Origin of the sequence: Allobosea sp., from assembly GCF_035944895.1 — a bacterium.
Classification (GTDB): Bacteria; Pseudomonadota; Alphaproteobacteria; order Rhizobiales; family Beijerinckiaceae; genus Allobosea.
On the sequence record NZ_DASZAT010000016.1, the window covers coordinates 36,497 to 61,720 of the forward strand.

Annotated in this window: 28 protein-coding genes and 1 pseudogene; 7 read left to right on the forward strand and 22 right to left on the reverse strand. The window is 67.5% G+C overall.

The annotated features are described in order from the left end of the window. Nucleotides 1-75: 75 nt before the first annotated feature. The gene (locus VGV58_RS27215) at nt 76-687 is read right to left on the reverse strand and encodes a thermonuclease family protein (protein WP_326877194.1); all 612 of its coding nucleotides are present in this window, start codon (nt 685-687) and stop codon (nt 76-78) included. Between the two features lie 26 nt (nt 688-713). Between VGV58_RS27215 and VGV58_RS27220 the strand changes: the two genes are divergently transcribed. Further along, complete coding sequence (locus tag VGV58_RS27220) at nt 714-2,234, forward strand: sensor histidine kinase (RefSeq protein WP_326877195.1); 1,521 nt, start codon at nt 714-716, stop codon at nt 2,232-2,234. Nucleotides 2,235-2,237: 3 nt separating this feature from the next. Here VGV58_RS27220 and VGV58_RS27225 read toward each other — a convergent pair whose 3' ends face one another. Next, on the reverse strand, nt 2,238-3,362 hold the full coding sequence (locus VGV58_RS27225; RefSeq protein WP_326877196.1) for an enolase C-terminal domain-like protein: 1,125 nt from the start codon (nt 3,360-3,362) through the stop codon (nt 2,238-2,240). Next, complete coding sequence (locus VGV58_RS27230) at nt 3,359-4,021, reverse strand: GntR family transcriptional regulator (RefSeq protein ID WP_326877197.1); 663 nt, start codon at nt 4,019-4,021, stop codon at nt 3,359-3,361. Before VGV58_RS27230 ends, VGV58_RS27225 begins: the two co-directional genes overlap by 4 nt. An 82-nt stretch (nt 4,022-4,103) precedes the next feature. Between VGV58_RS27230 and VGV58_RS27235 the strand changes: the two genes are divergently transcribed. Beyond that, nucleotides 4,104-5,078 carry a Bug family tripartite tricarboxylate transporter substrate binding protein gene (locus tag VGV58_RS27235; RefSeq protein ID WP_326877198.1) on the forward strand — a complete coding sequence of 325 codons (975 nt, stop codon included), beginning with the start codon at nt 4,104-4,106 and terminating at the stop codon, nt 5,076-5,078. 53 nt (nt 5,079-5,131) lie between these two features. Here VGV58_RS27235 and VGV58_RS27240 read toward each other — a convergent pair whose 3' ends face one another. Continuing rightward, on the reverse strand, nt 5,132-5,596 hold the full coding sequence (locus VGV58_RS27240; protein WP_326877199.1) for a GNAT family N-acetyltransferase: 465 nt from the start codon (nt 5,594-5,596) through the stop codon (nt 5,132-5,134). A 51-nt stretch (nt 5,597-5,647) separates the two neighbouring features. Next, nucleotides 5,648-5,995 (reverse strand): winged helix-turn-helix transcriptional regulator, encoded by a 348-nt coding sequence (locus tag VGV58_RS27245; RefSeq protein WP_326877200.1) that lies wholly within the window; start codon nt 5,993-5,995, stop codon nt 5,648-5,650. Nucleotides 5,996-6,104: 109 nt separating this feature from the next. Here VGV58_RS27245 and VGV58_RS27250 point away from each other — a divergent pair, with 109 nt between their 5' ends. The 3 genes from VGV58_RS27250 to VGV58_RS27260 all read left to right on the forward strand — a co-directional run bounded on the left by VGV58_RS27250 (nt 6,105) and on the right by VGV58_RS27260 (nt 7,547). Continuing rightward, nucleotides 6,105-6,809 carry a glutathione S-transferase family protein gene (locus tag VGV58_RS27250; RefSeq protein ID WP_326877201.1) on the forward strand — a complete coding sequence of 235 codons (705 nt, stop codon included), beginning with the start codon at nt 6,105-6,107 and terminating at the stop codon, nt 6,807-6,809. A gap of 100 nt (nt 6,810-6,909) precedes the next feature. After that, nucleotides 6,910-7,146 (forward strand): AbrB/MazE/SpoVT family DNA-binding domain-containing protein, encoded by a 237-nt coding sequence (locus tag VGV58_RS27255; protein ID WP_326877203.1) that lies wholly within the window; start codon nt 6,910-6,912, stop codon nt 7,144-7,146. Then, on the forward strand, nt 7,143-7,547 hold the full coding sequence (locus tag VGV58_RS27260) for a PIN domain-containing protein (RefSeq protein WP_326877204.1): 405 nt from the start codon (nt 7,143-7,145) through the stop codon (nt 7,545-7,547). Before VGV58_RS27255 ends, VGV58_RS27260 begins: the two co-directional genes overlap by 4 nt. An 8-nt stretch (nt 7,548-7,555) precedes the next feature. On the opposite strand, the gene cobT is transcribed toward VGV58_RS27260, so the two are convergent. Beyond that, on the reverse strand, nt 7,556-8,587 hold the full coding sequence (cobT, locus tag VGV58_RS27265; protein ID WP_326877205.1) for a nicotinate-nucleotide--dimethylbenzimidazole phosphoribosyltransferase: 1,032 nt from the start codon (nt 8,585-8,587) through the stop codon (nt 7,556-7,558). 106 nt (nt 8,588-8,693) lie between these two features. Here cobT and VGV58_RS27270 point away from each other — a divergent pair, with 106 nt between their 5' ends. Next, nucleotides 8,694-9,542 carry an adenosylcobinamide-GDP ribazoletransferase gene (locus tag VGV58_RS27270; RefSeq protein ID WP_326877206.1) on the forward strand — a complete coding sequence of 283 codons (849 nt, stop codon included), beginning with the start codon at nt 8,694-8,696 and terminating at the stop codon, nt 9,540-9,542. Next, nucleotides 9,539-9,739, forward strand: coding sequence for a DUF1289 domain-containing protein (locus tag VGV58_RS27275; protein WP_326877207.1), 201 nt, complete (start codon nt 9,539-9,541; stop codon nt 9,737-9,739). The genes VGV58_RS27270 and VGV58_RS27275 overlap by 4 nt, the downstream gene beginning before the upstream one ends. Here VGV58_RS27275 and VGV58_RS27280 read toward each other — a convergent pair. The 16 genes and pseudogenes from VGV58_RS27280 to VGV58_RS27355 form a co-directional block, all read right to left on the reverse strand. Next, a complete protein-coding gene (locus tag VGV58_RS27280; RefSeq protein WP_326877208.1) occupies nt 9,696-10,163 on the reverse strand; it encodes a GNAT family N-acetyltransferase in 468 nt (155 codons plus the stop codon). The two genes, VGV58_RS27275 and VGV58_RS27280, sit on opposite strands and share 44 nt — an antisense overlap. Before the next feature lie 11 nt (nt 10,164-10,174). Next, on the reverse strand, nt 10,175-11,008 hold the full coding sequence (locus VGV58_RS27285) for a sulfite exporter TauE/SafE family protein (protein ID WP_326877398.1): 834 nt from the start codon (nt 11,006-11,008) through the stop codon (nt 10,175-10,177). 164 nt (nt 11,009-11,172) lie between these two features. Then, a complete protein-coding gene (locus tag VGV58_RS27290) occupies nt 11,173-11,673 on the reverse strand; it encodes a DsrE family protein (RefSeq protein ID WP_326877209.1) in 501 nt (166 codons plus the stop codon). A gap of 24 nt (nt 11,674-11,697) precedes the next feature. Next, nucleotides 11,698-12,327 (reverse strand): hypothetical protein, encoded by a 630-nt coding sequence (locus tag VGV58_RS27295; protein WP_326877211.1) that lies wholly within the window; start codon nt 12,325-12,327, stop codon nt 11,698-11,700. After that, on the reverse strand, nt 12,324-13,358 hold the full coding sequence (locus VGV58_RS27300; RefSeq protein ID WP_326877212.1) for a TAXI family TRAP transporter solute-binding subunit: 1,035 nt from the start codon (nt 13,356-13,358) through the stop codon (nt 12,324-12,326). Before VGV58_RS27300 ends, VGV58_RS27295 begins: the two co-directional genes overlap by 4 nt. A gap of 39 nt (nt 13,359-13,397) precedes the next feature. Next, on the reverse strand, nt 13,398-15,152 hold the full coding sequence (locus VGV58_RS27305) for a coiled-coil domain-containing protein (protein WP_326877213.1): 1,755 nt from the start codon (nt 15,150-15,152) through the stop codon (nt 13,398-13,400). Nucleotides 15,153-15,374: 222 nt separating this feature from the next. Then, on the reverse strand, nt 15,375-15,827 hold the full coding sequence (locus VGV58_RS27310) for a PaaI family thioesterase (protein ID WP_326877214.1): 453 nt from the start codon (nt 15,825-15,827) through the stop codon (nt 15,375-15,377). Nucleotides 15,828-15,831: 4 nt separating this feature from the next. Then, nucleotides 15,832-16,830 (reverse strand): tRNA dihydrouridine(20/20a) synthase DusA, encoded by a 999-nt coding sequence (dusA, locus tag VGV58_RS27315; protein ID WP_326877215.1) that lies wholly within the window; start codon nt 16,828-16,830, stop codon nt 15,832-15,834. 291 nt (nt 16,831-17,121) lie between these two features. Further along, nucleotides 17,122-17,250: pseudogene (locus tag VGV58_RS27320) on the reverse strand (IS3 family transposase); the annotation flags it as partial. A gap of 118 nt (nt 17,251-17,368) precedes the next feature. After that, the gene (locus VGV58_RS27325; RefSeq protein WP_326877216.1) at nt 17,369-18,367 is read right to left on the reverse strand and encodes an asparaginase; all 999 of its coding nucleotides are present in this window, start codon (nt 18,365-18,367) and stop codon (nt 17,369-17,371) included. A 26-nt stretch (nt 18,368-18,393) separates the two neighbouring features. Then, nucleotides 18,394-19,563 carry an aminotransferase class V-fold PLP-dependent enzyme gene (locus tag VGV58_RS27330; protein ID WP_326877217.1) on the reverse strand — a complete coding sequence of 390 codons (1,170 nt, stop codon included), beginning with the start codon at nt 19,561-19,563 and terminating at the stop codon, nt 18,394-18,396. Between the two features lie 91 nt (nt 19,564-19,654). After that, on the reverse strand, nt 19,655-20,956 hold the full coding sequence (locus VGV58_RS27335; RefSeq protein ID WP_326877218.1) for a serine hydroxymethyltransferase: 1,302 nt from the start codon (nt 20,954-20,956) through the stop codon (nt 19,655-19,657). A 64-nt stretch (nt 20,957-21,020) separates the two neighbouring features. Further along, nucleotides 21,021-21,815 carry an amino acid ABC transporter ATP-binding protein gene (locus tag VGV58_RS27340; RefSeq protein ID WP_326877219.1) on the reverse strand — a complete coding sequence of 265 codons (795 nt, stop codon included), beginning with the start codon at nt 21,813-21,815 and terminating at the stop codon, nt 21,021-21,023. Then, nucleotides 21,812-22,945, reverse strand: a complete 1,134-nt coding sequence (locus VGV58_RS27345; RefSeq protein WP_326877220.1) for an amino acid ABC transporter permease — start codon at nt 22,943-22,945, stop codon at nt 21,812-21,814. Before VGV58_RS27345 ends, VGV58_RS27340 begins: the two co-directional genes overlap by 4 nt. Then, on the reverse strand, nt 22,942-24,138 hold the full coding sequence (locus VGV58_RS27350; protein WP_326877221.1) for an ABC transporter permease subunit: 1,197 nt from the start codon (nt 24,136-24,138) through the stop codon (nt 22,942-22,944). The genes VGV58_RS27345 and VGV58_RS27350 overlap by 4 nt, the downstream gene beginning before the upstream one ends. 54 nt (nt 24,139-24,192) lie before the next feature. Beyond that, nucleotides 24,193-25,224 (reverse strand): transporter substrate-binding domain-containing protein, encoded by a 1,032-nt coding sequence (locus VGV58_RS27355; RefSeq protein ID WP_414644136.1) that lies wholly within the window; start codon nt 25,222-25,224, stop codon nt 24,193-24,195.

A 25,224-nucleotide genomic window follows, 5' to 3' on the forward strand; every position in this document is an offset into this window, starting at 1 on the left:
TAGGTCGCCCTCACCGGAGACGAAACCACCTGAACTGTCAGCGGGATTGAGGAATCCGCATGGCCGGCTGAGACCTCAGCGCGGATGGCTCCGGCGCCACGCTTCCGGTCGCTCGAAGCTCGTCGCCCAGATGCCGCGGCCGGCCGCCTTGGCCTCGGCCTCCTCGGCCTGGTAGGCGCCATAGGAGACCGCATGGCCCTGGCGCACCAGGGCCGCGTTGATCTCGGCATCGCCCTGCCGGCAGCGCGCCAACCCGCGGCCATAGCGATCGGGCCGCGAGACCGTGCAACTGACTTTGCCGAGCGCCAGCATGGCGGCGAGCGCACGCCGGGCCTGCCGGCCGCAGGCGACCTCGCCGCCATTGCGATCGCGGCAGGTCTGCCGGTACTCCGGCGCATCGATGCCTTCCAGCCGCAGCTCCTCGCCGAGCAGCCGCAGCGAATCGCCGTCTATCGCCTCGGCCGCTCCGGCAAGATCGCGGCCACCGCCCAGCCGGTATTGCAGAACGGCCCCCGCAATCGCCAAAAGCAGAAGGAATCCAAGGGCTACGACGAAGTCGACGGACCGGCCGACCCGCCGCCAGCCGAACGGTCCGTAACTGCCTGTCCTGAATCCGAAGCGCGCCATCAGCACAAGCTTAACGATTTCCAACTCATCATGGCGAGCCGGGGCGCGCGGGTGCGCCACCGGTCGGGAACCTTTGCCTTCGAGCCATGCCGGAACTGACAGCCGAACAGGTGCAGCGTGGTCGCGGACCCGATCCGACCGTGCTGGCGCGCCGCAAGCTGATCAACCGCGAGGTCCGGTCGGCGCGCGAGAAATTGACCTCCTCGACCGGGCTCCAGCGCGCCTTCGACTACGAACTGATCCGCGTCTTCGCGCAGTATCGGCTGAACGGCTCGGCCGGCACGCTGCTGCTCGCCTTGTTGGTCGCGGCGGCCGCCTGCGTCTGGGTGCCGTTCTATGCGGTCTCGGGCTGGCTCTGCCTGGTGGTGCTGACCACAGCCTTCGCCGCCGTGTTGTGCCGGCGTTTCCTGGCCGAGCCTTCCGCAGCCGCCCGCGTCAGCTTCTGGCGCAAGCTCTTGCCCACGGCCGAGCTGCTGCATGGCCTGTCCTGGGCCCTGCTGGCCGGCCTGTTCGTTGGCATCGAGGCACCCGGCGCCCGCTTCTTCCTGATGACGGCGCTGCTGATCGTCAGCGCGCTCACGGTGACGCTCGCGGCGACGATCCCGGTCGCGGTCTATTCCGGCCTCGTGCCGATCGTCGGTGCGATCATCCTGTTCTTCAGCGGCCGCAGCGACATCGACAGCATCACCATGCTGCTGATGGCGGCCAGCGCGCAGCTGTTCTTCGTCTTCCTGACCAACCGGCTCTATTCGACCTCGGTCGAGACCATCGAGTTCCGGGCCGAAAAGGACGCGCTGATCGCCGAGCTCGAGACCGCCAAGGCCAACTCCGACGAGGCCCGGCGCAAGGCGGAGGAAGCCAACCTCGCCAAGTCGCGCTTCCTGGCAACGATGAGCCATGAGCTGCGCACGCCGCTCAACGCCATCCTCGGCTTCTCCGAGGTCATGAAGAACGAGGTGTTCGGCCCGCACGCCAATGCCTCCTACAAGGAATATTCCGGCGATATCCATTCCTCAGGCCAGCACCTGCTGACGCTGATCAACGAGATCCTCGACCTCTCGCGCATCGAGTCCGGCAAATACGAACTCAGCGAGGAAGCGATCAGCCTCGCCGCCATCGCCGACGACGCCGCCCACATGCTCAACCTGCGCGCCAAAGCGAAGGGTCAGGCCATCAGCCAGGCGACCGAGCCCGATCTGCCACGGATCTGGGCCGATGAGCGCGCCATCCGCCAGGCCGTGCTCAACATCCTGGCGAATGCGATCAAGTTCACCCCGCAGGGCGGCGAGATCTCGATCAAGGTCGGCTGGACCGCGACCGGCGGACAATATGTCTCGATCACCGATACCGGCCCCGGCATTCCCGAGGACGAGATCCCGGTGGTGATGCAGACCTTCGGGCGCGGCTCCCTCGCGATCAAGACCGCCGAGCAGGGCTCGGGCCTCGGCCTGCCGATCGTCAAGGGACTGGTCGACCTGCATGGCGGCGGCTTCCGCATCAAGTCCAGCCCGCGCGCCGGCACGGAAGTCACGATCACCCTGCCGGCCGAGCGCGTGATGGACACGCTGCCGGCCCTGCCCCAGCCCGGCGAGCGCTCGGCGGCGTAACGCCTATGATCGCAATGTGAGATCGAGGATGCAGAGCGGCTTCGCCCGCTCTTCATCGAGATCAAGCCCCAGCCCGGCTCCAGCCGGCAGATCCGAAGCTCCGCCGGAAAAACCCGGCAGGCGGGGCAGCCCGAGGTCGAAGAACAGCGGCGTCTCGTCGAACTGGACCTCCAGCATGCCAAAGCCCGGCAGGGCCGCGCTGAGATGCAGGCTGGCAGCATGGCAGACCGGCCCGGTCGGATTATGCGGCGAGACCGCGACGCCGCGCCTGGCGAGCGCATGGCCGGTGCGCAGCATTTCGTCGACACCGCCGACGTATTTCATGTCCGGCATCATCACGTCATAGACGTCGGCGAAGGCCAGGAAGGCGGGCGCGCCGGAGAACTCCTCCAGCCCGGCCAGCAGCGTGCCGGAGGCGTTGAGCTTGCGCCGCATCTGCCCGAGCAAGGGCAGGTTGGCCGGCGTCTCCGCGACGGGGCATTCGAGCCAGTAGAGATCGTGCTCGCGCACCGCCTCGACCAGGCGCCAGGCCAGGTCCGGTGAAAAACGCCAATGGCAATCGACCAGCAGGCGACGCTCGCTCCCCACAGCCGCACGGACCGCACCGATCCGGTCAAGCCCTCGCTGCAGCGCGACATGCCCTTCGACATCGTCGGACAGAGCAGGCGTGACGTCATCGAAAGGCGCAATCTTCACTGCCGCGAAACCGGCAGCGAGCGCGTCCCTGGCGCTGGCGGCATGGCCGGCGGGAGAGCGGTCACGCGTGCGCCGGTTGATGTTGGCATAGAGTGGAATCCGGGCCTCGGCCGGCGCCCCGAGCACAGCCGCCAGCGGCTTGCCCTCACGCCGGGCGGCTGCATCGCGGCGGGCGACGTCGAAGGCGGTCGCGACCGCTGCGAGCGGCAACGGCACCGGGCGGCCGAAATCCGGCATCTGCCCGCCGGCGAGCCAGGCCGGCAGATGCCCCAGCGCCGCGTCGACGAGCTGTCGCTCGCGCCCGTTCAGGCTGGCCTCGCCAAGCCCCGTCACACCGGAGGCGAAGGCGAGTTCGAGGAAGACCCAGCGCGTCTTGTCGGTGATGCGCAGGACCCGCAACCGCGCGCGCTCGATGCGATCGGCTACGGTCATGGCCCCTTTCCCCCGTGGCTTTCGAGCTGCGCCAGCATGTCCTGCCGCGTCTTGGTGACATGGGCTGCGGTCATCACGCCGCAGGCATCGGCATCATGTTCGGCCAAGGCCCGCAGGATATGATCGTGATCGCTGGCGACGCCGCCGAGCCGCCCAGGCCGATAACCGTAGCGCGACCAGATCGCCGCCAGCAGCAGCCAGTGCCGGTCGAGCAGGACGAGGCCCTCGGCATTGCCGGCGGCCTCGTAGATCCGGCGATGGAAGCGCTGGTTGATGGCGACGCCGCCAGCGAAGTCGCCTGCGGCGACCGCAGCGAGCCGCTCCTGCTCTAGCGCCGCGACCTCGGCCAGCCCGGTATTGTCGATCGCGAGAGCCGCCTGCCGCGCCAGCGCGACCTCCACGGCAATGCGGATGGTGAAGAGATGGCGGATATGCTCCGCATCGACCGTGACGACACGCGCGCCCTTGTTGGCGATGGCCGCGACCAGCCCCTCCCCGACCAGGCTGCGCAACGCCTCGCGCACCGGCATGTGGCTCGCACCATAGCGCGTCGCCAGCTCGTCGATGCGCAGGCGCGCGCCGAAATCGAGCCTGCCGGCCAGGATATCGGCACGGATCAGGTCCTTGACGGAATCGGAGAGTGATAGAGCTGCATCCATTGATTTGATCAAAAATGCCGTATATCTCTCTATGTCAAGGTTTGATTATACCAACTTTGATCATATCACTCGGGAGACAGGTATGCGGAAGTTCGTCGCGTCGTTCGCGGGCGCCTTGCTCGGCTTCGGCCTGCTCACGGCGCAGGCCGGCCCCTGGCCGGAGCGGCAGCTGACCCTGATCGTGCCGAGTGCCCCCGGCGACGGCTCCGACATCGCTGCCCGGCTGATCGGCGAGAAGCTGCAGGCGGCGCTCGGGCAGTCCGTCGTGGTCGAGAACCGGATGGGCGCGGGCGGCGTCGTCGGGTCGGCGGCGGCGGCCAAGGCCGCGCCAGACGGCTACACGCTGATCATGGGCAATGCCGGCTCGCACGGCATCATCCCGGCGACCTACAAGGATGTGCCCTACGACGCGATGCGCGATTTCGCGCCGGTCTCGCTGGTCTACCGCGCACCGAACATCTTCCTCGCCAGCAAGAAGCTGCCGGTGAAGTCGCTTGCGGAGCTCGTCGCCTATGCCAAGGCCAATCCGGGCAAGCTCAGCTTCGCCTCGGGCGGCAACGGCTCCTCGGCGCATATGAACTCGGAATATCTCAAGGTGCTGACCGGCATCGAAGCGACGCATGTACCCTATCGCGGCTCGGGCCCGGCGCTGAACGACCTCGTCTCCGGCCAGATCGAATTCATGGCGGTGAACCTGCCGCCGGCGATCGGGCTGGCGCAGGCCGGCCAGGTGACGCCGCTCGCCGTGACCACCCGCAAGCGCGCCGCCGCGCTGCCGGAGGTGCCGACCGTCGAGGAAAGCGGCTTTCCGGGCTATGAGACGGTCGCCTGGTTCGGCCTGCTGGTACCGGCCGGCGTGCCCGCCGAGATCGTGACCAGGCTGCACGCCGAAGTGGTCAAGGCCTGTGCCGACCAGGAGATTCAGAAGAAGCTCGCCGTGCTCGGCGGTGACGTCGTCTGCAACACGCCGGCCGAGTTCGCGACGTTCCTCAGCGCCGATATCGCACGCTGGAAGGAGGTTGCCACGGCGGCCAAGATCACGCTCGACCCGAAGTGAGGGGAACCGCGCTCGCTGCGACGCAACGTCCTTGCGCGGGTGATGGCGCAGGATCAGAGGCTCCTGCGGAAAACCGTATGCCCGGAGCGGCTGGCGACCTTGTCGTAGAGCTCGCCAGCCGTCCGATTGTCGACTTGCATATGCCAGTAGACTCGCAAGGCACCCTCAGCCCGGGCGAGATCATAGAGGCCCTCGATCAACCGCCGGCCGACCCCATGCCGGCGGGCTGTCTCGGCCACGAACAGATCATTGAGGAAACAGACTGGCTTGTCCGACGAGGTCACGGGGTGGAAGACCGCGTGAACGATGCCGACGAGACCGTCATCCCGGACAGCGACCAACGCCCGCATCGCATCGTCGCCGAGAAAGCACGCGAAGGTCGCGTCTGTCACGCCCGCCGGCGGTGGCGGGCCGCCGAACGGCCCATGCGCGTAAGAGCCGATCCACAACTGCTCCCAATCGGCGCGATCGCCGGCTTCGAGCGGCCGGATCGTCACTCCGTCTGCATTGTCGCTCATCGGCTCCGCTCGTCAGCTCTCAGACTGTGACAGCGAGATCCAGCCCTGTGGCTAGGCAACCTTTGACAGGACCGGTGGCTCGCCGCGCTCCGCTTCGGCCTCTTCCCACCAGTCGCCGAGCGCGTCGATCAGCGGCACGAGGCGCAGGCCCGCTGCTGTGAGCTCGTAGTCGACACGGCGCGGATAGCCGTCATGGTCGATCCGGCTGACGATGCCGGCCGCTTCCAGCTTGCGCAGTTCCAGCGCGAGCATGCGGTGCGACACCGTCGGATTGTCGCGCCGGAGCTCGCTGAAGCGCTTGCTGCCATCCTTCAGATAATAGAGCAGCAGGGTCGGCCAGCGGCCGCTCAGCACCCGCATGACGCTCTCGATCGAGCAGTCGGACACGACGTCCTTCATGATCCGTTCCGCGCCTGGTTACAGAAAAGTGCGTAATTTACATGGGGCCGCGAGTGACTAGGTTCCACCTCGCTGCGCAGCGTTTCCCAACCCTAATGGAAAACGCAAGATGGAACCGATCCTCGTTTATGGCTACCCGTCCGGCACCTCGATGGGCCTCGTGGCAGCGCTGGAATGGCTTGGCCAGCCCTACAGGCTGAGCCGCGTCGACATGCTCGGCGAGATGCGCGAGCCGCCCTACAAGCGGATCAACCAGCGCGTCGAGACTCCGGTGCTGATCACCGATCAGGGCCGCCTGCTCACGGAGACCATGGCGATCGCCGCCTATATCGAAGCACGCGACACCCAGCGGCGGATCAGCTTCGACCCGCTCTCAGCCGAGGCCGACCGGATGCACCAGCTCATGGGCTTCCTCAACACCGGCTTCACCGGCGCCTTCAGCCCGCTCTGGGTCGCGCTGGAGCTGCCCGAGCCTGATCCCGATTTCGAGGCGGCGCTGCGCCGTTTCGGGCGCGATCGGGTGATCGAGCGCCATGACAGGCTGGAAGAGATGCTGGATGGCAGCCGCTGGCTGGCCGGCGACAAGCACACGCTCGCCGATGGGCTGCTCGCCGGCGTGGCGCGCTGGCTCGAATATCACGAGGTGGCCGATCTCTCGCGCTGGCCGAAGCTGCAGGCGCTACGCCAGCGGGTCGAGAGCGATCCTGCTGTGGCCTTCGCGACCGCGCTGGAAAATGGCGAGACCCCGGCCGGCGAAGGCGCCTTCAAGGGCCATGTGCCGCTGGCCGAAGTGATCGAGCGCTTCGGCGCCTGATGAGCCAAAGACGCGCCGGTCCGAGGGTCCGGCGCGTCTTGTATGCCTGACCGCACTTCCTATGATATACATGATCCGTGTATATCATAGGAGGCGATCCATGCAGGTCTCGCGTTGGGGCAACAGCCTCGCCATCCGAATTCCGGCAGCCGTCAGCGAGGCGCTGGCGCTCAAGGAAGGCGACGATGTCGAGATCCGCATCGCCGACGACCGCACCTTCCTGATTGCTCGCGACGAGCGCAAGCCGCGCGCGCTCGCCCGCATCCGCAGCCTGCGCAAGCCGCTCCCGCCCAGCTGGCGCTTCGATCGCGATGAGGCCAATGAGCGCACGCCATGACGCGCGCCTTCCTCGACAGCAATGTGGTCGTCTACGCCTTCAGCGACGATCCGCGGAATGCCGCCGCGGAGGAGTTGCTCGGCCGCGGCTGCGAGATCAGCGTCCAGGTGCTGAACGAGTTCGCCAATGTGGCGCGACGCAAGCTCGGCTTCTCCTGGGCGGAGATCAGCGATGCGGTCGATGCGATCACCACGCTGAGCCGGAGCATCCATCCGCTCGATCTCGCTACGCACCAGGATGCCGTGCGCCTGGCCGAGCGACACAAATTCGGCTTTTACGACGCGCTGATCATCGCCAGTGCACTACGAGCAGCTTGCACGGTGCTTTACAGCGAAGACCTGCAACACGGCCTTGTCGTCGAAGGACAGCTCCGGATCGAGAATCCGTTCCGGACGGAATAGCCGAGCCCCTACTCGCCCTTCTGCGAGACCTGCGCCTGCGCGAAGGTCGCCATGCCGGAATGGACGCCGGCCGCCGCCTTGACCAGGCCGGCGGCGAGCGCCGCGCCCGTGCCCTCGCCCAGGCGCATATCGAGCGCCAGCAGCGGCTGTTTGCCGAGCTTCACCAGCGCCTGCGCATGGGCGCCCTCGGCCGAGAGATGGCCGGCGATGCAGTGGTCGAGCGCCGAGGAATCGAGCGCGTGCAGGATCGCGGCAGCGGCTGTGACGACATAACCGTCGAGGATCACCGGGATGCGCTGCAGGCGGGCGGCGAGGATCGCGCCGCAGATCGCCGCCATTTCGCGGCCGCCGAAGCGGCGCAGTATCTCCAGCGGGTCGTTCAGATGGTTGGCGTGCAGCTTCAGCCCGGCCTCGACCGCGGCGATCTTGCGCTTCAGCCCGTCCTCATCGACGCCGGTGCCACGGCCGCACCACGTAGCGGCACCACCGCCATAGAGCGCGGCGAAGATTGCGGCGGCCGAGGTGGTGTTGCCGATGCCCATCTCGCCAAGCGCGAGCAGATCGGCGCCGCCGGCGAGCGCCTCCATGCCGAAGGCCATGGTGGCGACACAGGCGCGCTCGTCGAGCGCGTCTTCCTGCGTGAAATCGCCGGTCGGCAGGTCGAGAGCGAGGTCGAAGACCTTGAAGCCGAGATCATAGGCGGCGCAGATCTGGTTGATCGCGGCGCCGCCGGCAGCGAAGTTCTCCAGCATCTGGCGCGTCACGCTCTGTGGGAATGCGGACACGCCCTGGGCGACGACGCCGTGATTGCCGGCAAAGACGCAGACCAGCGGCCGGTCGACCCGCGGTGGCGCCTTGCCCTGCCAAGCGGCGAGCCATTCGGCGATCTCCTCCAGCCGACCGAGGCTACCGGCCGGCTTGGTCAGCTCCTTGTCGCGGGCGCGCACCGTGTTGGCCGCCGCCATGTCGGGCCCCGGCATGTTGGCGATGAGGTTGCGGATATCGTCGAAGGGCAGGCCGGAGGCGGGCATCGCAGACATCTGAGGAGCCGATCTTGAAAACCTGAGGAATCGGGCAGCACGAGATCGCCGCCGCGCAGCCGCTGCTGCTATAGGCTGGAGCGGACGAAGACAATCCGAGGGCAGCGTGGCGCAAACCGACAGCGATGATGCGACGCAGGCGACGCCCCCCGCCTGGCCAGGCTGGCTGATCGCGACCGCGACCTGCATCCGCTTCTATTCGCGCCTGCCGGTGCCGGCACTGCCGGGCGAGAACGCGCATTCCCTGCCGGATTTCCGGCTGGTGCCGCGCGCCCTGCCCTTCGCGGCGCTGGCAATCGCGCTACCAGGGACGCTGATTGCGCTGCTCGCCGGGCTTGCGGGCGTCAATGCGCTGCTGACGGCGGCGCTGACCGTGGCCGCCCTCGTCGTGACCACAGGCGCCTTCCACGAGGATGGCCTCGCCGACTCGGCCGACGGGCTGTTCGGCGGGCATACGCCTGAGCGGCGGCTGGAGATCATGAAGGACAGCCGTGTCGGCACCTTTGGCGCGCTGGCGCTCGGCCTGTCGCTGCTGCTGCGGGTGAGCGCGCTCGCGGCGATCCTGCAAGCCGCCGGCGCATGGGCGGCCGCGGCGGCCGTGCTCGTCGCCGCGCCCTGGTCGCGCGTCGAGGGCATCCGTATCCTCGCCACGACCTCACCAACCCGGCGCGACGGTGCCTCCGCCTCAGTCGGACAGCCGGACCGATCGGTGCTGCCGGTCGCCTATGGGCTATCAGGTGCCTTGGCTTTGCTCCTCATTGCCGTTGGCGCCCTCCCCTTGGCCGGCATCGTGCTCGGCTTAGCGTTGTCGGCGCTGACGACCCTTTGGCTGTCGCGCACCGCGATCCGCCTGATCGGCGGGCAGACCGGAGACATCCTCGGCGCGGCGCAGCAGTTCGGCGAAATCGCGATCTATCTCGGCCTCGCCCTCGTCATCGGCTGGGGCGGACGATGAGCGCGATCTCGAGTCCGTGCATCAAGATTTGCGTGATCGATCCCGCGAGCAAGCTCTGCCAGGGTTGCGGACGGACCTTGCAGGAGATCGCGCAATGGTCGCGGCTCTCCGAGGTCGAGCGGCTCGCCATCATGGCCACGCTGGAAGCGCGACTCAGCCCTCAGCGAGACGGGCAAGCCCCTCGCCGGTCAGCCTGAAGAAGACCTTCTCCGGGTGCTGCCTCCCGCCGAGGCTCTCATAGAAGCGCAGCAGGCGCTCATCGTCGCGCGCCGCCGTCCAGTCGATTCGCCCAAGGCCGCGGGCGAGTGCGAGCCGCGCTAATTCGGCGAGGAGCGCCTTGCCGGCACCGAGGCCGCGGGCGGCTTCCGCGACGTAGATCTCCTTGAGGAAACAGCCGGGTCGGAGAGCGGGGCCGGGGTAGATCGCCGAGAAGGCGGCGAAGCCGACGAGCGCACCGCCTTGTTCAGCGACGAGCAATTCTGTTCCCGCCGGCCGGTTCGCCAGCCCGGCGCGGATTTCGGTGTCCGGCGGGCAAGGCACGCGGTAATGCGCCTGCATCTCGGCCATCAGGCCGGCGAGTGCGGGATGATCGGCCTCACCGCAGGCGCGTACGGCCACCATGCCCGGCTCGCTCAGACGATCAGAGACCAGAAGAAGCGGGCGCAGACCACCAGCAGGAAGATGCCGAAGGCGACCTCGAGCTTGCGCTTCGACAGCCGGTGCGCCAGGCGCGCGCCGATCGGCGCCGTCCAGATCGAGGTCGGGATGAACAGCAGGAAACCGATGAAGGAGACGTAGCCGAGCGAGAGCGGCGGCAGGATGTCCATCTTCGGCCAGCCGGCATAGATGTAGCCGAGCGCGCCGGGGATCGAGATCAGCACGCCGAGCCCCGAGGAGGTCGCGACCGCCTGGTGGATCGGCCGGCCATAGAAGGTCATGAACAGGCTGGAGAGCTGGCCGCCGCCGATGCCCATCAGCGCCGAGAGCACGCCGATGACCAGGCCGTAGATCCGCATCAGGAACGGCCCGGGCATGTCGTCGCCGAGCTTCCAGCGGTCGGAGGCGAAGAGCAGGCGCATGGCGCTGGCGAAGGCGACCGCGACGAAGACCGCCTTGAACACGTCCGGCGGCGCATAACGCGCGATGAAGCTGCCGCCGAGGACGCCGAGCACGACCGGCACGGCCCACATCTTGATAATCGAGGTATCGACCAGCCCCTTGGCGAGATGCGCGCGATAGGAACGGATCGAGGTCGGGATGATCACCGCGAGCGAAGTGCCGACGACGAGCGGCATACGCACCTCCTCGGGCACGCCGATCACCCGGAAGACCTCGTAGAGCACCGGCACGATGACGGCGCCGCCGCCGACGCCGAACAGGCCGGCGAGCAGACCGGTGACGGCGCCCGCCGCGATCAGCGAGACCGCGAGGAAGATCAGATCGTTCAGGGGAATACCGGCAATCATCATGCACCCGAGCCAGGACAGGTCGGGCTGCTCTTAGGCTTTTGGCCGGAAAGGGCAAGGTTCAGGCGGCAGAGGTGGCATGCGCCGAGGCGACTGCACCATAGGATCGGTGGCGGCGAGCTGCGCGTCAGAACAATCCCGACGCGCCCTGAAACAGCGGCCGGTCACGGCCTGACATAGGTCCAGCCCTTCTCCTGCAGCTCCATCACCCGGACGACACCCGACTTCACCACCGCCGCCTCGGGGATCAGGGCGATCTCCTTGTTCTCGGCCTTGCTCATATTGCCCTGGGTGTTGCCGCAGGCCTTGAAGGAGATGGCCGGCGTGCTCAACGCGATCGTCGCGATCCGCGCCTTCACCGGCGAAGTATCGTCGCGCAGCATGTGCAGGCCGGGGCCGAAGGTGACGACCTCGATCTCCACCTTCTCGCCGAGCTCCTGATAGTACTGCGCCACATTGGTCGCATTGTTGAGCGCGAGATTCATCATCGCAGGATCGTTCGTGTTCACCTGCAGGATGAGCCGGTGCGCCTTCCTGTCGGGCACGGGCGGCTTCGGTGCCTGTACTGCACTGTGCTTCGTGGCCTGCGCCATCGCGGGCGGCGCGGCGAAGGCGAGCCCGGCCAGCAGGATCGCGCCGAGAGCATCTTTGAACCTGATCGTCATCGCATCCCACCCATGGTTCGAGGACTATTCGCTACGTGGCCTGGCAAGGGTGCGCGGCCATTTGCAGGCTGCGGCGACCCTGTCCCGCGCCGCCTTCAGGCCGACGAGGCTGAAATGCGCGTCATGGACGGCGCCGGCGCGCGTGGTGAGGCGGATTGCGATGCCGCCCTCATTGGGAAACGACAACAGCAGGCCGACGACATCGCCGCGGAAGGCGACACCCGTCCCGTAAGTCGGCCGTCCGGCCGCAACCTGCACAGGCTGGCTGTCATCGAGGCGATAGGACAGGCTGTAGTCAGCGCCGCTCTCCGTAGTAGCCTGCCCGCCAAGAACCAGCTCGGTCCGGCCGCCCCGGCAGTGAATGGAAAGCTGCCGCAGCGCGCCGCTCGTATCGCCTTCGGCGAAGGTGGTGGCGGTGACGATCGGCGTGTAGTCCACCGGAGACGTGGTCTCGCTGACGATCCAGCCCTCGGCATCGCCGGGCGGGCGACGAGGTACTGTGACGGGCTGCGGCAGCTTGTTCAGGCAGGCAGGCCGCTCCGCCGGGTCGAGCAGCGAGCAGGCCCGAAGCAGCGCCATCGGATCGGGCGCGCCCTGCGCGAAGGCGATCCGGCTCGCAATCTCGAAGGCGACCGAGAGCATGACCAGCTTCATTGGCTCGCACGTTGCGTCTGCGCCTTGCGATCGAGCCAGTCCTGGGCTGCCGGGAAGCGGTCGAGGCCGGGGACGGTCGCGGCGAGATTGATCGACTTCCATTTCGGGTCGAAGCCGGGCGCCTGCAGCTTCTCGACACGGCTGAACAGGAGGTCGACGAAGCGGGCGACGCGCTCGTAGCGGTTGCTCTGGGGAGCCCAGTTGAACGCGACCAAAGCGGTTGGCACCGCGATGGTCGAGACCCGCTCGCCTTGCTTGATCAGCCCGGGATATTCGCCGGCCTCGAGCACGGCCGGCAGGTAATAATCCTCGAACTTGCTGTCATAGGCCACCGGCAGGAACTTGAAGCCGGGCTCGAAGCGCCCGCGGACGAAGGCGTCGACCGGTTTCGAGGTGATGAAAACGACGGCGGCCATCTCGCCCTTGCGCATCTGCTCGAGCGCGAGCTGATGCGGGATGAAGGTGTTTTCGGCATTGATGCCGAGACGGCTGAAGATCAGCGGCCCCGAATAGGCGGCTGCTGTCCCGAGCGTGTTGAAGTTCACCTTCTTGCCGGCGAGGTCCTGCAGGCTCTGGATCTCGGGCCGCACGAAGACATGCAGCTCCGAGGGGAAGAGATTGAGCACATAGGTGATCTTGCGCCGGATCTGCGGGAGCTGGGCCTTGTACTCCTCCAGCGCATCGGAGTTGATGATCGCCGTGTCGATGCCGCGCAGATAGAGCAGCGAGTTCAGGTTCTCGGTGGCGCCACGGGTGACGATCGGCAGCACGTGCAGGTTATTCCCGTCGTCGACGACGCGGGCCATCTCGGCCCCCAGGCGAAGCGGTGCGCCTTCCAGCAGCCCCGCCGCGAGACCGACCGTCCAGGCATTGACCTTGTCCTGTTCCGTCGGGGCCGGCCGGACCATGCGTCGCGGCTGGCCGGAGCTTGCTTGCAGGGTCTGGGCCTCCAGGCCGGGTGACGCGAGCATAGGCACCAGCGCCACCAACCCGGCCAGAAGGAGCAGGCATCGTCCTGAAGGCATTTTCATCCCGAACTCTCCCCTAGAGCCCGCGCCAGCGAGGCCGAGTTAGCGCGGCAACGCATCGACACGATCCTTCGCCTCCTGGATGCCCCCGACCTGCGCCCGCGCATAAAGCTCGCGCGCCCTGGCGATCTCGCCGCGCGTGCCATAGGTCCCCCAGGCCGACAGGATGCGGGGATCGTAGGTCTCCGCGAGCATGAAGCTCGCCCGGGCACTGCCCATGTCCGCGGCGCGCTCGAGCACGGCCCGAGCGGAACCGATATCGCCTTGAGCGAGCAGCGCGCTCGCCCTGGCGATCAGCCGCATCGCCTCGGGGCTGTTCCGAGCTTCTCCAGACGTCGGCGGCAGCGTCGCGCCGGCGACGATCGCTTGCGGAGGCTTGGGAGTCTCCCTGGGTACGGCCGCAGGCTGTACCGTCGCGGCGCGTAGCGACGCCAGTTCCTCCGCCGCGGTGACGGCACGGTCGCGCTCCTGCTGGAGAGCCTGACGCAGGTCGGAGATCGTGCTCTCGCTCGCCTGCTTGAACTTCTCCGCTTCGCCACGAGCCGTTTGCAGCTGTGCCAGCTGGGCCTCGGCTTCGCGCTGTGCAGCCGACAGCTCGCCCGTCAGGGCGGCCCGTTGCGCGCGTTCCTGCTCGATGGCCTGACGATACTGCAAGGTGCCGGCAGCCTGCTCCTGTCGAAGCGCCGCGACCTGTGCGAGGGCTGCCGCCTTCTGCCGCTCGAGGTCGAGCCCTTGCGCGGTCCGCGCCGCCTCCGCCTGCCGGAGCTGGCCCGCCTCCTCGCCGGCCCTGCGCAATTGTGCCGCCTGCGCCTCGTTCTCACGCCGCGCGGCCGCCAGCTCGGCCATCAGCGCAGCACGTTGTCCGCGCTCCTCGTCGAGAGCCTGACGATGTTGCGCCGCGGCCGTGGTCAGGGCCTGCCGCGCGGCTGTGGCCTGGGCGATGGCCGCCGTCTTCTGCCGCTCCTGCTCAAGCGCTTGCCCGGCTTTCATCGCCTCCGCCTGCCTGAGCTGGCCTGCCTCCTCGCCCGCTTTGCGCAACTGCGCCGCCTGCGCTGCGGCCTCGCGCTGCGCCGCCGACAATTCCTGCGCGAGAGCCACCGCCTTCTGCCGCTCCTGCTCCAGCGACTGGGAACCCGTTGCTGTCGCGAGTTGCTTGAGCTGTTCGATGTCGTCGCTGGCGCTCCGCAGCTGTGCTGTCTGCGCCTGCAATTCGCGCTGCGAAGCCGCCAACTGATCGGCCAGCGCGGCACGCTGCGCGCGCTCGTCGTCAAGCGCCTGACGATGCTGCGCTGCCGCTGCGACCAATTCCTGCCGCGCCGCTGCGGCCTCCTGCGCCTGAATCGCCGCCTTGTCCTGCTCCTGCCGCAATGACTGCTCGTTCCTGCCGGCATCGGACTGCAATTGCGCCTTCAGGGCTGCAATAGCGCCACGAGCCTCGGCCAGCTCCCGCGCCATGACAGCGGTGTCCGAGGCCTCGCCCGCCGGCAAAGCGACAGGCGCGGGCTCCCGCAACCGGCCGGGTTCCGGTCGATTTGCATTCCGCGGGACGAGGAGAAGCAGGATGGCGGCCGCCACGCCGCACGCCAGGGGGATGAACCGGCGCCGCAGCGGCACATGGTCAGGCCTATCGGATTTTCCCGGCATGTCCTGCCGGCTATCGGGGGCCTTGCTGCGCCCCGGCACGGCGGGCGGCGCACTTGTCAGCGTCCAGTGAGCGGTATCGATGGTCAGGCCTGCGTCGTTCCTTGCGACGACGGCCTTTCCATCTCCCGATGCGCTTTCGATCGCGTCGCGCATGTGGCTGACGCCTCTTGGTCGGCGGCATGGCCCTGGCGAACCGGGCACGAGCGACTTCGTTCCGGCCGATGCGAGCCGCGGCGCCTGTGCGAGAACGCCTGCGAGAGCGTCGACCACCCCCTCGCAGCGATCGAGCTGACCTCAGATCGGACAGGTCCAGAAGACGGGCAAAGGGGCAGGAGATTGCCCGAACGGAGTACCCTGCCGAGAGCAGCCAGCTCGCTAGTCGCTGACGCCCTCGCGCGCCACGATCGCCATCAAGGTCGCCGTCAGCATGGCGCAGAGCTTGGGCTTGCCGTCGGTCACCGCGAAGACTTCGGCCATGGCGAGCGTCAGGGTGCGGCCAGCCTTGACCACCCTGCCCTTGGCGATCAGCTCGTCGCCGGTCGCGGGCGCCAGCAGGTTGATCTTGAACTCGGCGGTGAGGATGCCGTTGCCGGCCGGCATGGTGGTGAGGCCGGCATAGCCAGCGGCGCTGTCGGCGATGGTCGCGACCGCACCGGCATGAACGAAGCCATGCTGCTGGGAGAGATGCGGCGAAGCCGGCATGGCGATCTCGACCTCGCCGGGAGCGACACGCACAAGCCGGGCACCCAGCGTCGTCATCATCGCCTGTTTGGCGAAGCTCGCCTCGATGCGGGTGACGAGGGCCGGATCAGTCGTCTGGTCAGCCATCAGGTCACTCCGCGGCGATCGCCGGCGGGGCTTCACGCTCGACATGAGCGATCGCGGCACGCAGCTCGGCAAGGCCCGCGCTCGCCGCAACGCAATGCTCGGCGAGATGGCGGCGGAACAGGCGCGAGCCGCGCCGGCCGGGGAACAGCCCGACAAGATGGCGAGTGAAGGCATGCAAACGCCCGCCCCGCTCAAGATGAGCGGCGATATAAGGCTCGAGCGCCTCCAGCATCGCGAAGGCATCCGGGACCGGCGCAGCCTCGCCAAAGAGCAGCGGGTCGACTGCGAGCAGCACCTCGGGGTTCTGATAGGCCTCGCGGCCGAGCATCACGCCATCGAGATGAGCGAGATGCGGCAGCCACTCGTCGGGATGCCTGATGCCGCCATTGAGCGAGACGATCAGGTCGGGATTGGCCGCTTTGAGGCGATAGGCGCGCTCATAGTCGAGCGGCGGGATCTCGCGGTTCTCCTTGGGCGAGAGCCCCTGCAGCCAGGCCTTGCGGGCATGAACGACGAGCGCATCGACGCCGGCCGCGCGCACGGAGGCGGTCATCGCGTCCAGCGCGGCTTCGGGGTCCTGGTCGTCGACGCCGATGCGGCACTTCACCGTGACGGGGATCGAAACGGCCGCCTTCATCGCCGCGACGCAATCGCCGACCAGCGCCGGCTCGCGCATCAGGCAGGCGCCGAAGGCTCCGCCCTGGACCCGGTCGGAGGGGCAGCCGCAGTTCAGGTTGATCTCGTCATAGCCGAAATCGGCGCCGATCTTCGCGGCCTCAGCCAGCAGCGCCGGATCATTGCCGCCCAGTTGGAGAGCGACCGGGTGCTCGACCTCGTCGAAGCCGATCAGCCGCTGCCGGTCGCCACGCACCACCGCCTGCGCCGTCACCATCTCGGTATAGAGCCGGGCGCGGCGCGACATCAGGCGATGGACGATCCGGCAATGCCGATCTGTCCAATCCATCATGGGCGCAACGGAAAATCTAAGCGACTGACATTTCATCGTTTTTTGAGTATCTTCAGGCCGTTGGATCGCGTCGTGCGCACTCGATTTTACGCCACGACACGCCCGTTCTCCGATTTGTCGACGCGCGAGTGCACGCGGAGCGCACACGCAATTGCCACCTTCACTAAACTAAAATCCGGCTCCTGGAGAGCCCAGATCCGCCGCAAGGGGCAATACAGAGCTGCCTCGGGAAATCTGGACAGGGGCATAGGTGGATTTTCGGCCTGAACGCGGCATGTTCGTCGTGAACAGGAACGGTTGTGACGAGACGCATGTGCCGAAACACAGCCCGGCTTTCAAGGCGATCGACGTGATCGTTGCCCAGCGCGACGGATGCTCGGCTTCCTGGTCCAGCACCATCCGCACCGCGCGGCCGCGCACCTCAGGCGAGAACTCGTTCGTCGTCTTGCTCGCCATAGCCCCATCCTCTCGGAAGTTGGGGCCTCCGGCAAAGCCGGAGTGGTTCAGAGGGCCACTGCCCTATCCAAAACCGGGCGTTCGATTGTCCTCCTGCAGGTCACTACGCTCGCAAAACTCAATAGCGACGAAACATCGGCTCGATCCGGTGCGGATCGCTTGTCCGGGTGAGTGCGAGCGCGAGGAGGATGCGGGCCTTGTGCGGCGGCAGATCGTCGGCGCTGACAAAGCCGTTCGCGACGAGCCGGCTGGTCGATGGAACGCGGCCGGAACCGGCGCGCGTCGACTGGACCACGATGATGCCGCTGGCTGCGGCCTGGCGCAGAACAGCCGCCTCGGGCTCGTGGGTCTCCCCCGGCGCAAAACCTGCCGAGACGATACCTCTGGCGCCGGCCGCGATGGCAGCCAGTGCCAGTGCGCCATCGCCACCCGCACAGGCATGGAGAACGTCGACGCGCGGCAAGGCCTCGATATCGGCGATCGCGAATTCGGTATCGAGCATCCGATTGCGCAGGGGGCGGCGATGGAACGCGACCCGATCCGCATCGGCCCGGCCCAGCGGGCCATGGCCGGGAGACTGGAAGGCGTCCAGACGCGCAGTGGAGCACTTCGACACGTCCCGGGCGGAATGGATCTCGTCGTTCATGACGACGAGTGCGCCGAGGCCGGCGGCCTCCGGGCAGGCGGCGACGCGAATGGCATTGCGCAGGTTCAGCGCCGCATCGCTCGACAGGCCGTTCCAGGGACGCATCGCGCCGGTGAGGACAACCGGAATCCCGACTTTCACAGTGAGGTGGAGGAAATAGGCCGTCTCCTCCAGTGTCGCCGTGCCGTGCGTGATCACGATCCCCGTCAGCTCAGGATCACGATCGACGAGCTCACCGCACAGCAAGGTGAGCTTGCGCCATTCCGCGAACCCGATTGCGGTGCTGGAGACCGCGCTGAACGGAACGGCGTAACAGTCGGGGTCCCCCTCTGCGCGCGGGCACCGCGCCAGCAGCTCCGCCGCATCGAGCATGGTGCCGTTCGCATCGTAGTCCTGGAGGTCGAAGGCATCACGCCCGATGGCGCTGATCGTCCCTCCGGTGCCGATGACTGCGACGCGGCCCTTGCCCATAAGCCCCTCCCCTGGTTCGCAGCTCATCAGGCGGCAGCGTTCGCCCTCGCTGGCAGGCTGCCGCGTTCGGCGAGAATCCGCACGAAACGGTCGACGTCTTCGGCGAGGTTGAACAGACCGAACGAGACGCGGATACCGTCCCGCTCCGGTGAAACACGCACCTCTCGGCTGGTCAGATAGGCCAGCCACTCCTGCGCCGGCAGATCCAGCACATAGATGTGCGGCGAGCGTTCGGCACGGGCGCGCGGCCCCACCAACCGGATGCCGAGATCATCGATGCGTTCGATCAGGCGGTCGCCGAGATCGTAGAGATGCGCCTCGATCGCGGGCACGCCGACGCTTTCGATCAGTGCCAGCGAGGCATCGAGCGCGTGGATGTCGGGAAGGTTGAAATTGCCGATCTCGAAGCGACCGGCACCCGGCTTCAGCGTCATGTTGTCGGCTCGCGCGATGTAATCCCCCGGCGGCTTGGCGAGGCTGGACATCGCCATATAGGCCGGCTGCAGCTCGTCGAGATCCTGCCGGCAATAGAGGATGCCGAGGCCCTGCGGCACCAGCAGGCCCTTGTGACAACCCGAGCCGATCAGGCTCGCGCCGCTCGCCCTGGCGTCGAGCGGCACGACGCCCGTCGACTGCATCGCGTCGATGACGAAATAGAGGCCCTTCTGCGTGCAGAGCGCGCCGATCGAGGCGATGTCGAAGCGGTGTCCGGCGTGGAAGGTGACATGGGAGAGCGAGATCGCGCGGGTCCGCGCGTCGATATGGGGCGTGAACATCTCGGCCCGTGCGGTCTCGCCCGCCAACGGCACGAACCGCACTTCGACGCCCTTCCGCCGCAGGTTTAGGAAGGCATAGGCGTTGTTGGGATGATCGCCCTCGACGAGCAGCACATTGTCGCCGGCCGCCAGCGGCAAGGCATTGGCGGCAATGTTCATGCCTTCCGAGGTATTCTTGGTGAAGGCGATCTCGGAAGGCTGCGCACCGAGGAGGTTGGCCACGCGGGCACGGACCCGCTCGACACGGTCGAGCCAGACCGCCTTGGGCCCGGCGGTTTCGTTGCCCTCCTGATAGAAGCGCACCAGCGCATCGCGCACGCTCGTAGCCAGCGGCGTCTGGTGGGCGGAATCGAGGTATAGCATGCGCTCGGTCACCGGAAACTGGCGGCGTATCGCGGCGACGTCGTAGTGACGGGACATTGGTGGCTCCGAAGTGGCCAGGCAAGGCGGGACAAGCGCGCCGGCGACCGAGCTCGACAGCTCGTCACGCTCGAACCGGCGGAAGCTTGCCTCAGTCGGCGAAGGACGGGACGGGATGCGCGGCGGCGAGTGCCTGCAGCCGGCGCAGGCGCCCCGGGTCGGCGGGAGCGCCTGGACCGGCGCGCAGGATCGCGGCGACCTCCCGGCCGAGCAGCATCGTCTCGGCCGTGTCGAGACCGCGGATGGTCAGAGCGACGCTGCCGAAGCGGAAGGCGGTCCGCGGTTCTCCCGACCGGCCAGGCGCGCGCATGGCGTTGCCGAGAATGCCATGGGCGCCGAGCCCTGCGACCAGCTGCGGCTGGGTCCAGCTCTCGCCGGTATAGGCCATGACCATGTGGGAGTCGGTGCCGCCCGTGTAGAGCTCGATCCCGCCCTCCTCCAGGCCCGCGGCGAACGCTTGCGCATTCGCGACGACGTCGCGCATCAGCTGCGCGAAGGCGGGACGAGCGATCATCTCCATCTGCACGGCGCGAGCCGCGATCATGTTCGACGCTGCCGGGCCTTGCAGGCCGGGGAAGACTGCCGCGTCGATGGCGGCGCCGAAACGCTCTTTGGCGAAGACGAAGGCGCCGTTGCGCGGCCCGCACATCGTCTTCTGCGTCGAGGTGGTGGAGACGTCCGAGAACGGCACGGGGTTGGCATGGATGCCGGCGGCGATCAGGCCGGCGACATGGGCGATATCAGTGAAGAGCAGTGCCCCGACCTCGTCGGCAATCGCGCGCAGCGCCGCGAAGTCGATCTCGCGCGGATAGGAGGACGGGCCGGCGATCAGGACATGCGGCCTCGTCCTGCGGGCGAGGTCGCGGGCCTGGTCGAGGTCGACGATGCCGTTGCCTGTCACGCCGAAGGAGACGACCTCGCGGTTCGCTCCGGTGATGTGGCGCATGGCGCCGTGGCTGACATGGCCACCGGCGAGCTCGTCGAAGGTGAGAAGCCGCGCGCCGTCGGCCGGCAGGATCGCGCGCAGCACGGCGACATTGGCGATGGTCGAGGAGAGTGCCTGTACGTTGACGTATTCGGCGCCGAAGATCGCCTTCGCCCGTTCGATCGCCAGGTTCTCGATCGCGTCGAGCTGCTCGCAATTGGCGACACTGCGGCGGCCAGGCAGGCCCATCGGCGCTCGGTTGACGAGATGGGTCCCCTCGATCTGGCGCAGCCCGAGCGGCGCGTAGGAAGCCGAGGCGATCATGTTGAGGGATTGCAGCTCCTTCTCGCGATCCTGGTCGATCAGCGCGCTGACATCGGGGCCGAGTTGCCGGGCATCGGCATTGAAGAAGCCATGCCAGCCGGCGTCCGGGGACATGGCCTGCAAGGCAGCCGTTGAGGGGGGCATCGCATATCCTTTTCGAACTGAAGGGGCTCGCTCGCGACGCGGCGAGATGGAAGCGTGCGCAGTGTCAGTGCCGGAGCACGCGCGACAGGAAGGTCCGGGTTCGCTCATGCGACGGCCGGTCGAAGATCTCGGCCGGCGAGCCGACCTCGAGGATGCGGCCGTGGTCGATGTAGACGACGCGGTCGGCGACCTCGCGGGCGAAGCCCATCTCGTGGGTCACGATCATCATGGTCATGCCCTCGCGTGCGAGCTCGCGCATGACGTCGAGCACCTCGCCGACCATCTCGGGGTCGAGCGCCGAGGTCGGCTCGTCGAACAGCATGATGCGCGGCTCCATCGCCAGCGACCGGGCGATGGCGACACGCTGCTGCTGGCCGCCGGAGAGCTGGCCCGGGAACTTGTGAGCGTGCTCGCGCAGGCCGACACGATCCAGCAGGCGCAGCGCGATGGCCTTCGCCTCATCCGGCTTGCGGCCGCGGACGCGGATCGGCGCGATGGCGACATTGTCGAGCGCGCTCATGTGCGGGAACAGGTTGAACTGCTGGAACACCATGCCGACCCCCCTGCGGATCTCGGCCAGTTCCCTGTCGCCGCCGATCTCGCGGTCGGCCTGCGTCGGCATGTGGAAGCCATCGACCGTCAGGCGGCCGCTCTGGTACATCTCCAGGCCGTTGACGCAGCGGATCAGGGTCGACTTGCCCGAGCCGCTGGCGCCGATGACGACGAGGACCTCGCCGCGCCCGACATCGAGGTCGACATCCTTCAGGACATGGAACGAACCGAAGGACTTGTTGAGCCGGGCGATGCTGACGATCGCCTCGCGGGACGAAGCGGCAGGCAGGTTCTGGATGGCGCTCATCGCGACCCCCTTGCGAGATGGGCTTCGAGCCGGCGCGAGGCGAAGGTGATCGCCCCGCCGATGGCGAAGTAGACGGCGAAGAGGAAGACGTAGATCTCGTAGGTCCGACCGCTGTTCTGCGGATCGGCGAGGATCATCTGGCCGGCGCGCAGGAAATCGGTCAGGCCAATGATGAAGACCAGCGTCGCGCCGTTGAAGATGTCGAGGATCTGGCCGACCAGCGAGGGTACGACGACACGCAGCGCCTGCGGCAGGACGATGTCGACATTGACGGTCCAGCTGCTCATGCCGAGCGAGCGCGCCGCCTCGACCTGGCCCTTCGGCACGGCCTGCAGGCCGCTGCGGACGTATTCCGCGACATAGGCGGCAAAGAACAGCGCATAGCCGGCCATGCCGCGCAGCAAGCTCGGGATCGAGGCGTCCGGCGCCAGCAGCGGCACGATGATCCAGATCCAATAGACCACCAGGATCAGCGGGACCGACCGCATCGTCTCGATATAGGCCGTGCAGATCACGCGCAGGCTGGCGATGCGGCTCTGCCGCCCGAGCGCGAGCAGGATGCCGAAGGGCACGGTCAGGATCGAGACGGTGATGGTCAGCACGACGCTAAGCAGCAGGCCACCCCAGAGCTCGAAGCCCGGCGGCGACAATACGGCGAAGATCGCCACCACGCCGGCAAGCAGCCCAGGCAGGACGAGGCGCCTGGCGCTGGCCGAGCGATGGACGCCGACCCAGGCCGCGATGCCGAGTGCGGCACTGCCGGCTGTGAGCGCGCCGGCGCCTGCACCGACGACGGCTGCGGCAGATGCGGCGACGACGGCGCCGGCCAGGGCGACGACCGTCAATGCCGTTCGGCCGGGGCGGACCGAGAGGCCGAGGCCCGCTCCGAACATGGCGCAGAGCATCGCCAGGGCGAACCAGGCGCGCCAGAGCTGTTCAGCGGGGTAGATGCCGGTCATCAGCACCTTGAGGCTGCCGCCGATCACCTCCCAGCGTGCTTCGGCGAGCACCCAGACCGCAAAGGCGTAGAGCACCCAGGCCAGGACCGGGATGACGATCAGTGACAGCGCCGTGTCGAACGGCTTGGCGAAGAGATTGCGGTGCGCCCACCGCAGCGCGGCGGCGTTCATCGCGTCTCTCCCTGTCCGTTGATGCGGGCGTTGAGCGCGTTCACGCAGACGCTGATGATCCAGCTCAGGGCGAGATAGACCAGCATCACGATCACGACGCCTTCGAGGTTCCGCCCGGTCTGGTTCGAGACGGTGCCGTAGACGTTGAACAGGTCCGGAAAGCCGATCGCGATGCCGAGCGAAGTGTCCTTCGTCAGGCTGATATAGCGGTTGGCGAGCGAGGGCAGGACGATGCGGAAGACCTGCGGAAGGATGATGTCGCGCAGCGTGTCGGGGCGCGACAGACCAAGTGATGCGGCAGCCTCCCACTGCCCCTTCGGCAGGGAATCGATCGCGCCACGGACGATCTCGGCGACATAGGCCGAGCTGTTGACGGTGATCGCCAAGAGGATCGCAGTCATTTCCGGCGAGAGGGCGATGCCGCCTCGCGCACCGAAGCGGGTCGCGACCGGCAGGTCGAAGCTCAACGGGAAGCCGAGTGCGCCCGCAGCCGAGAGAGCCCCGATCGCGACGGCCAGGATAGTCAGCTTGCGCCGCATTCCCCCGACAACGAGCACGGCAATTGCCGAAGCGACGGCCGCGGCAAGCAGCGCCCAGGATGCAAGGCCCACGTCCTCGGATATCGCCAGGCCCGGCAGGAACACGCCCGAACGGCTGGCGATGAGGCCGCCGAACCAGTTCGAGGCGGCATTGGCCGGCGGAAAGCGCAGGACCACGGCGAAATACCAGAACACGATCTGGATCAGCAGCGGCGTATTGCGCACGCACTCCACCAGCGCGAAGGACAGGTTGCGCACCAGCCAGTTCGTCGAGAGGCGGCCGATGCCGACCAGCGTGCCGAACACCGTGCACAGCGCGATCGCGGACAGCGCGACCTTGAGCGAGTTCCAAAGGCCCGCAACCAGCGCCTGCGCATTGCTGTGGGACGGGCTGAACGGCTCCAGGATCGGCCAGACGCCGTCGAGCGACGGGACGAGCCCCTCGCTGAGGCTGATATTGGCGGCGTTCGAGAGATAGCCGAAGGAGAACTGGATGCCCTTGCGCCCCAGCGCATCACGGACCGCAAGGGCGAGCCAGATGGCGAGGCCGGCCACCACGGCCACGATCGCGGCCTGCAGAAGCCATCTGGAGGCGACCAGGAACCGGCGGCGTGTCGGGGCGATATAATGGGTTTGCGCGATCTGCATCGTCATGACCCGCTCTCCGAAGGTCGGGGCGAACCGGAAGGCCCGCCCCGGTTTCCCGGCTCAGTTCCACGGAGGCGAGTATTCGGCGCCGCCCTTGGTCCACGAGGCATTGGGGGTGCCGGCGCGATCGATGAAATACGGCGTCTTCGGCCCGAGATTGCGGTCGTAGATCTCGCCGTAATTGCCGACGGACTTGATCATCGACGCGATGAAGTCATCCGAGACGCCGAAGTCCTTGCCGAAGCCGCCCTTTGCGCCGAGGAATTTCTGGATGAAGGGATTTTCGTCCTTCAGCTTCTCGGCGAGGTTGGCCGAGGTGATCTCCCATTCCTCGGCCTGGAACAGCGCATAGGTCGCCCAGCGCAGGAGGTTTCGCCATTTGGAGTCGTTCGCGACGACGAAGCCGGCGAAGGGCGACTTGTCGAGCGTCTCCGACAGGATCGTATACTCGGACGGATTGGCCGAATTGCCGCGCCAGGCGGCGAGCGCCGACTTGTCGGTCGACATCGCATTGCAGCGCCCGCTTTGCAGGGCGGCGAACAGCTTCTCGAGGTTCTCGAAGGTCAGTACCTTCGTGCCCTTGAAGCCGCGCTGCCTGATGACACCGGCGAGCGTGCTTTCGGTGCCGGAGCCCTGCGTGGTGCAGATCGTCGCACCATCGAGTTCGGCGACCGACTTCACCCCGGCACTGGCCTTCACCATCACGCCGGTGCCGTCATAGAAATTGATCGGCAGGAAATCGATGCCGATGGCGGATTCGCGCACCGGCTTGACCGTGGTGTGCGCGAAGACGACGTCGACCTGTCCGGTCTGCAGGGCGTTGAAGCGGCTCTTGTCGGTGACGACGACGAAATTGACCTTGCTGCCGTCACCGAGAATGGCGCCGGCCATGGCGCGGCAGAAATCAGCGTCGAGCCCCTCGATCTTGCCGGTCCTGGTGTTGAGATAGCCGAAGCCCGGCGCGGTGTTGTCGGTGCCGCAATTCAGGACACCGCGCTGCTTGACGGCGTCGAGGACGGTTGCGGAGGCGCCGGTGGCCGCCAGCGACGCCGTAAAGGCAACCGCGGCCATGAGGCGTTTCGAGCAGGACAT

Bases quoted from the DNA above. Each gene is read 5' to 3' on its own strand.
- VGV58_RS27220 (WP_326877195.1), top strand. From the start codon at position 714: ATGCCGGAACTGACAGCCGAACAGGTGCAGCGTGGTCGCGGACCCGAT.
- VGV58_RS27225 (WP_326877196.1), bottom strand. From the start codon at position 3,362: ATGACCGTAGCCGATCGCATCGAGCGCGCGCGGTTGCGGGTCCTGCGC.
- VGV58_RS27230 (WP_326877197.1), bottom strand. From the start codon at position 4,021: ATGGATGCAGCTCTATCACTCTCCGATTCCGTCAAGGACCTGATCCGT.
- VGV58_RS27235 (WP_326877198.1), top strand. From the start codon at position 4,104: ATGCGGAAGTTCGTCGCGTCGTTCGCGGGCGCCTTGCTCGGCTTCGGC.
- VGV58_RS27240 (WP_326877199.1), bottom strand. From the start codon at position 5,596: ATGAGCGACAATGCAGACGGAGTGACGATCCGGCCGCTCGAAGCCGGC.
- VGV58_RS27245 (WP_326877200.1), bottom strand. From the start codon at position 5,995: ATGAAGGACGTCGTGTCCGACTGCTCGATCGAGAGCGTCATGCGGGTG.
- VGV58_RS27250 (WP_326877201.1), top strand. From the start codon at position 6,105: ATGGAACCGATCCTCGTTTATGGCTACCCGTCCGGCACCTCGATGGGC.
- VGV58_RS27255 (WP_326877203.1), top strand. From the start codon at position 6,910: ATGCAGGTCTCGCGTTGGGGCAACAGCCTCGCCATCCGAATTCCGGCA.
- VGV58_RS27260 (WP_326877204.1), top strand. From the start codon at position 7,143: ATGACGCGCGCCTTCCTCGACAGCAATGTGGTCGTCTACGCCTTCAGC.
- cobT (WP_326877205.1), bottom strand. From the start codon at position 8,587: ATGTCTGCGATGCCCGCCTCCGGCCTGCCCTTCGACGATATCCGCAAC.
- VGV58_RS27275 (WP_326877207.1), top strand. From the start codon at position 9,539: ATGAGCGCGATCTCGAGTCCGTGCATCAAGATTTGCGTGATCGATCCC.
- VGV58_RS27280 (WP_326877208.1), bottom strand. From the start codon at position 10,163: ATGGTGGCCGTACGCGCCTGCGGTGAGGCCGATCATCCCGCACTCGCC.
- VGV58_RS27285 (WP_326877398.1), bottom strand. From the start codon at position 11,008: ATGATTGCCGGTATTCCCCTGAACGATCTGATCTTCCTCGCGGTCTCG.
- VGV58_RS27290 (WP_326877209.1), bottom strand. From the start codon at position 11,673: ATGACGATCAGGTTCAAAGATGCTCTCGGCGCGATCCTGCTGGCCGGG.
- VGV58_RS27295 (WP_326877211.1), bottom strand. From the start codon at position 12,327: ATGAAGCTGGTCATGCTCTCGGTCGCCTTCGAGATTGCGAGCCGGATC.
- VGV58_RS27300 (WP_326877212.1), bottom strand. From the start codon at position 13,358: ATGAAAATGCCTTCAGGACGATGCCTGCTCCTTCTGGCCGGGTTGGTG.
- VGV58_RS27305 (WP_326877213.1), bottom strand. From the start codon at position 15,152: ATGCGCGACGCGATCGAAAGCGCATCGGGAGATGGAAAGGCCGTCGTC.
- VGV58_RS27310 (WP_326877214.1), bottom strand. From the start codon at position 15,827: ATGGCTGACCAGACGACTGATCCGGCCCTCGTCACCCGCATCGAGGCG.
- dusA (WP_326877215.1), bottom strand. From the start codon at position 16,830: ATGAAATGTCAGTCGCTTAGATTTTCCGTTGCGCCCATGATGGATTGG.
- VGV58_RS27325 (WP_326877216.1), bottom strand. From the start codon at position 18,367: ATGGGCAAGGGCCGCGTCGCAGTCATCGGCACCGGAGGGACGATCAGC.
- VGV58_RS27330 (WP_326877217.1), bottom strand. From the start codon at position 19,563: ATGTCCCGTCACTACGACGTCGCCGCGATACGCCGCCAGTTTCCGGTG.
- VGV58_RS27335 (WP_326877218.1), bottom strand. From the start codon at position 20,956: ATGCCCCCCTCAACGGCTGCCTTGCAGGCCATGTCCCCGGACGCCGGC.
- VGV58_RS27340 (WP_326877219.1), bottom strand. From the start codon at position 21,815: ATGAGCGCCATCCAGAACCTGCCTGCCGCTTCGTCCCGCGAGGCGATC.
- VGV58_RS27345 (WP_326877220.1), bottom strand. From the start codon at position 22,945: ATGAACGCCGCCGCGCTGCGGTGGGCGCACCGCAATCTCTTCGCCAAG.
- VGV58_RS27350 (WP_326877221.1), bottom strand. From the start codon at position 24,138: ATGACGATGCAGATCGCGCAAACCCATTATATCGCCCCGACACGCCGC.
- VGV58_RS27355 (WP_414644136.1), bottom strand. From the start codon at position 25,224: ATGTCCTGCTCGAAACGCCTCATGGCCGCGGTTGCCTTTACGGCGTCG.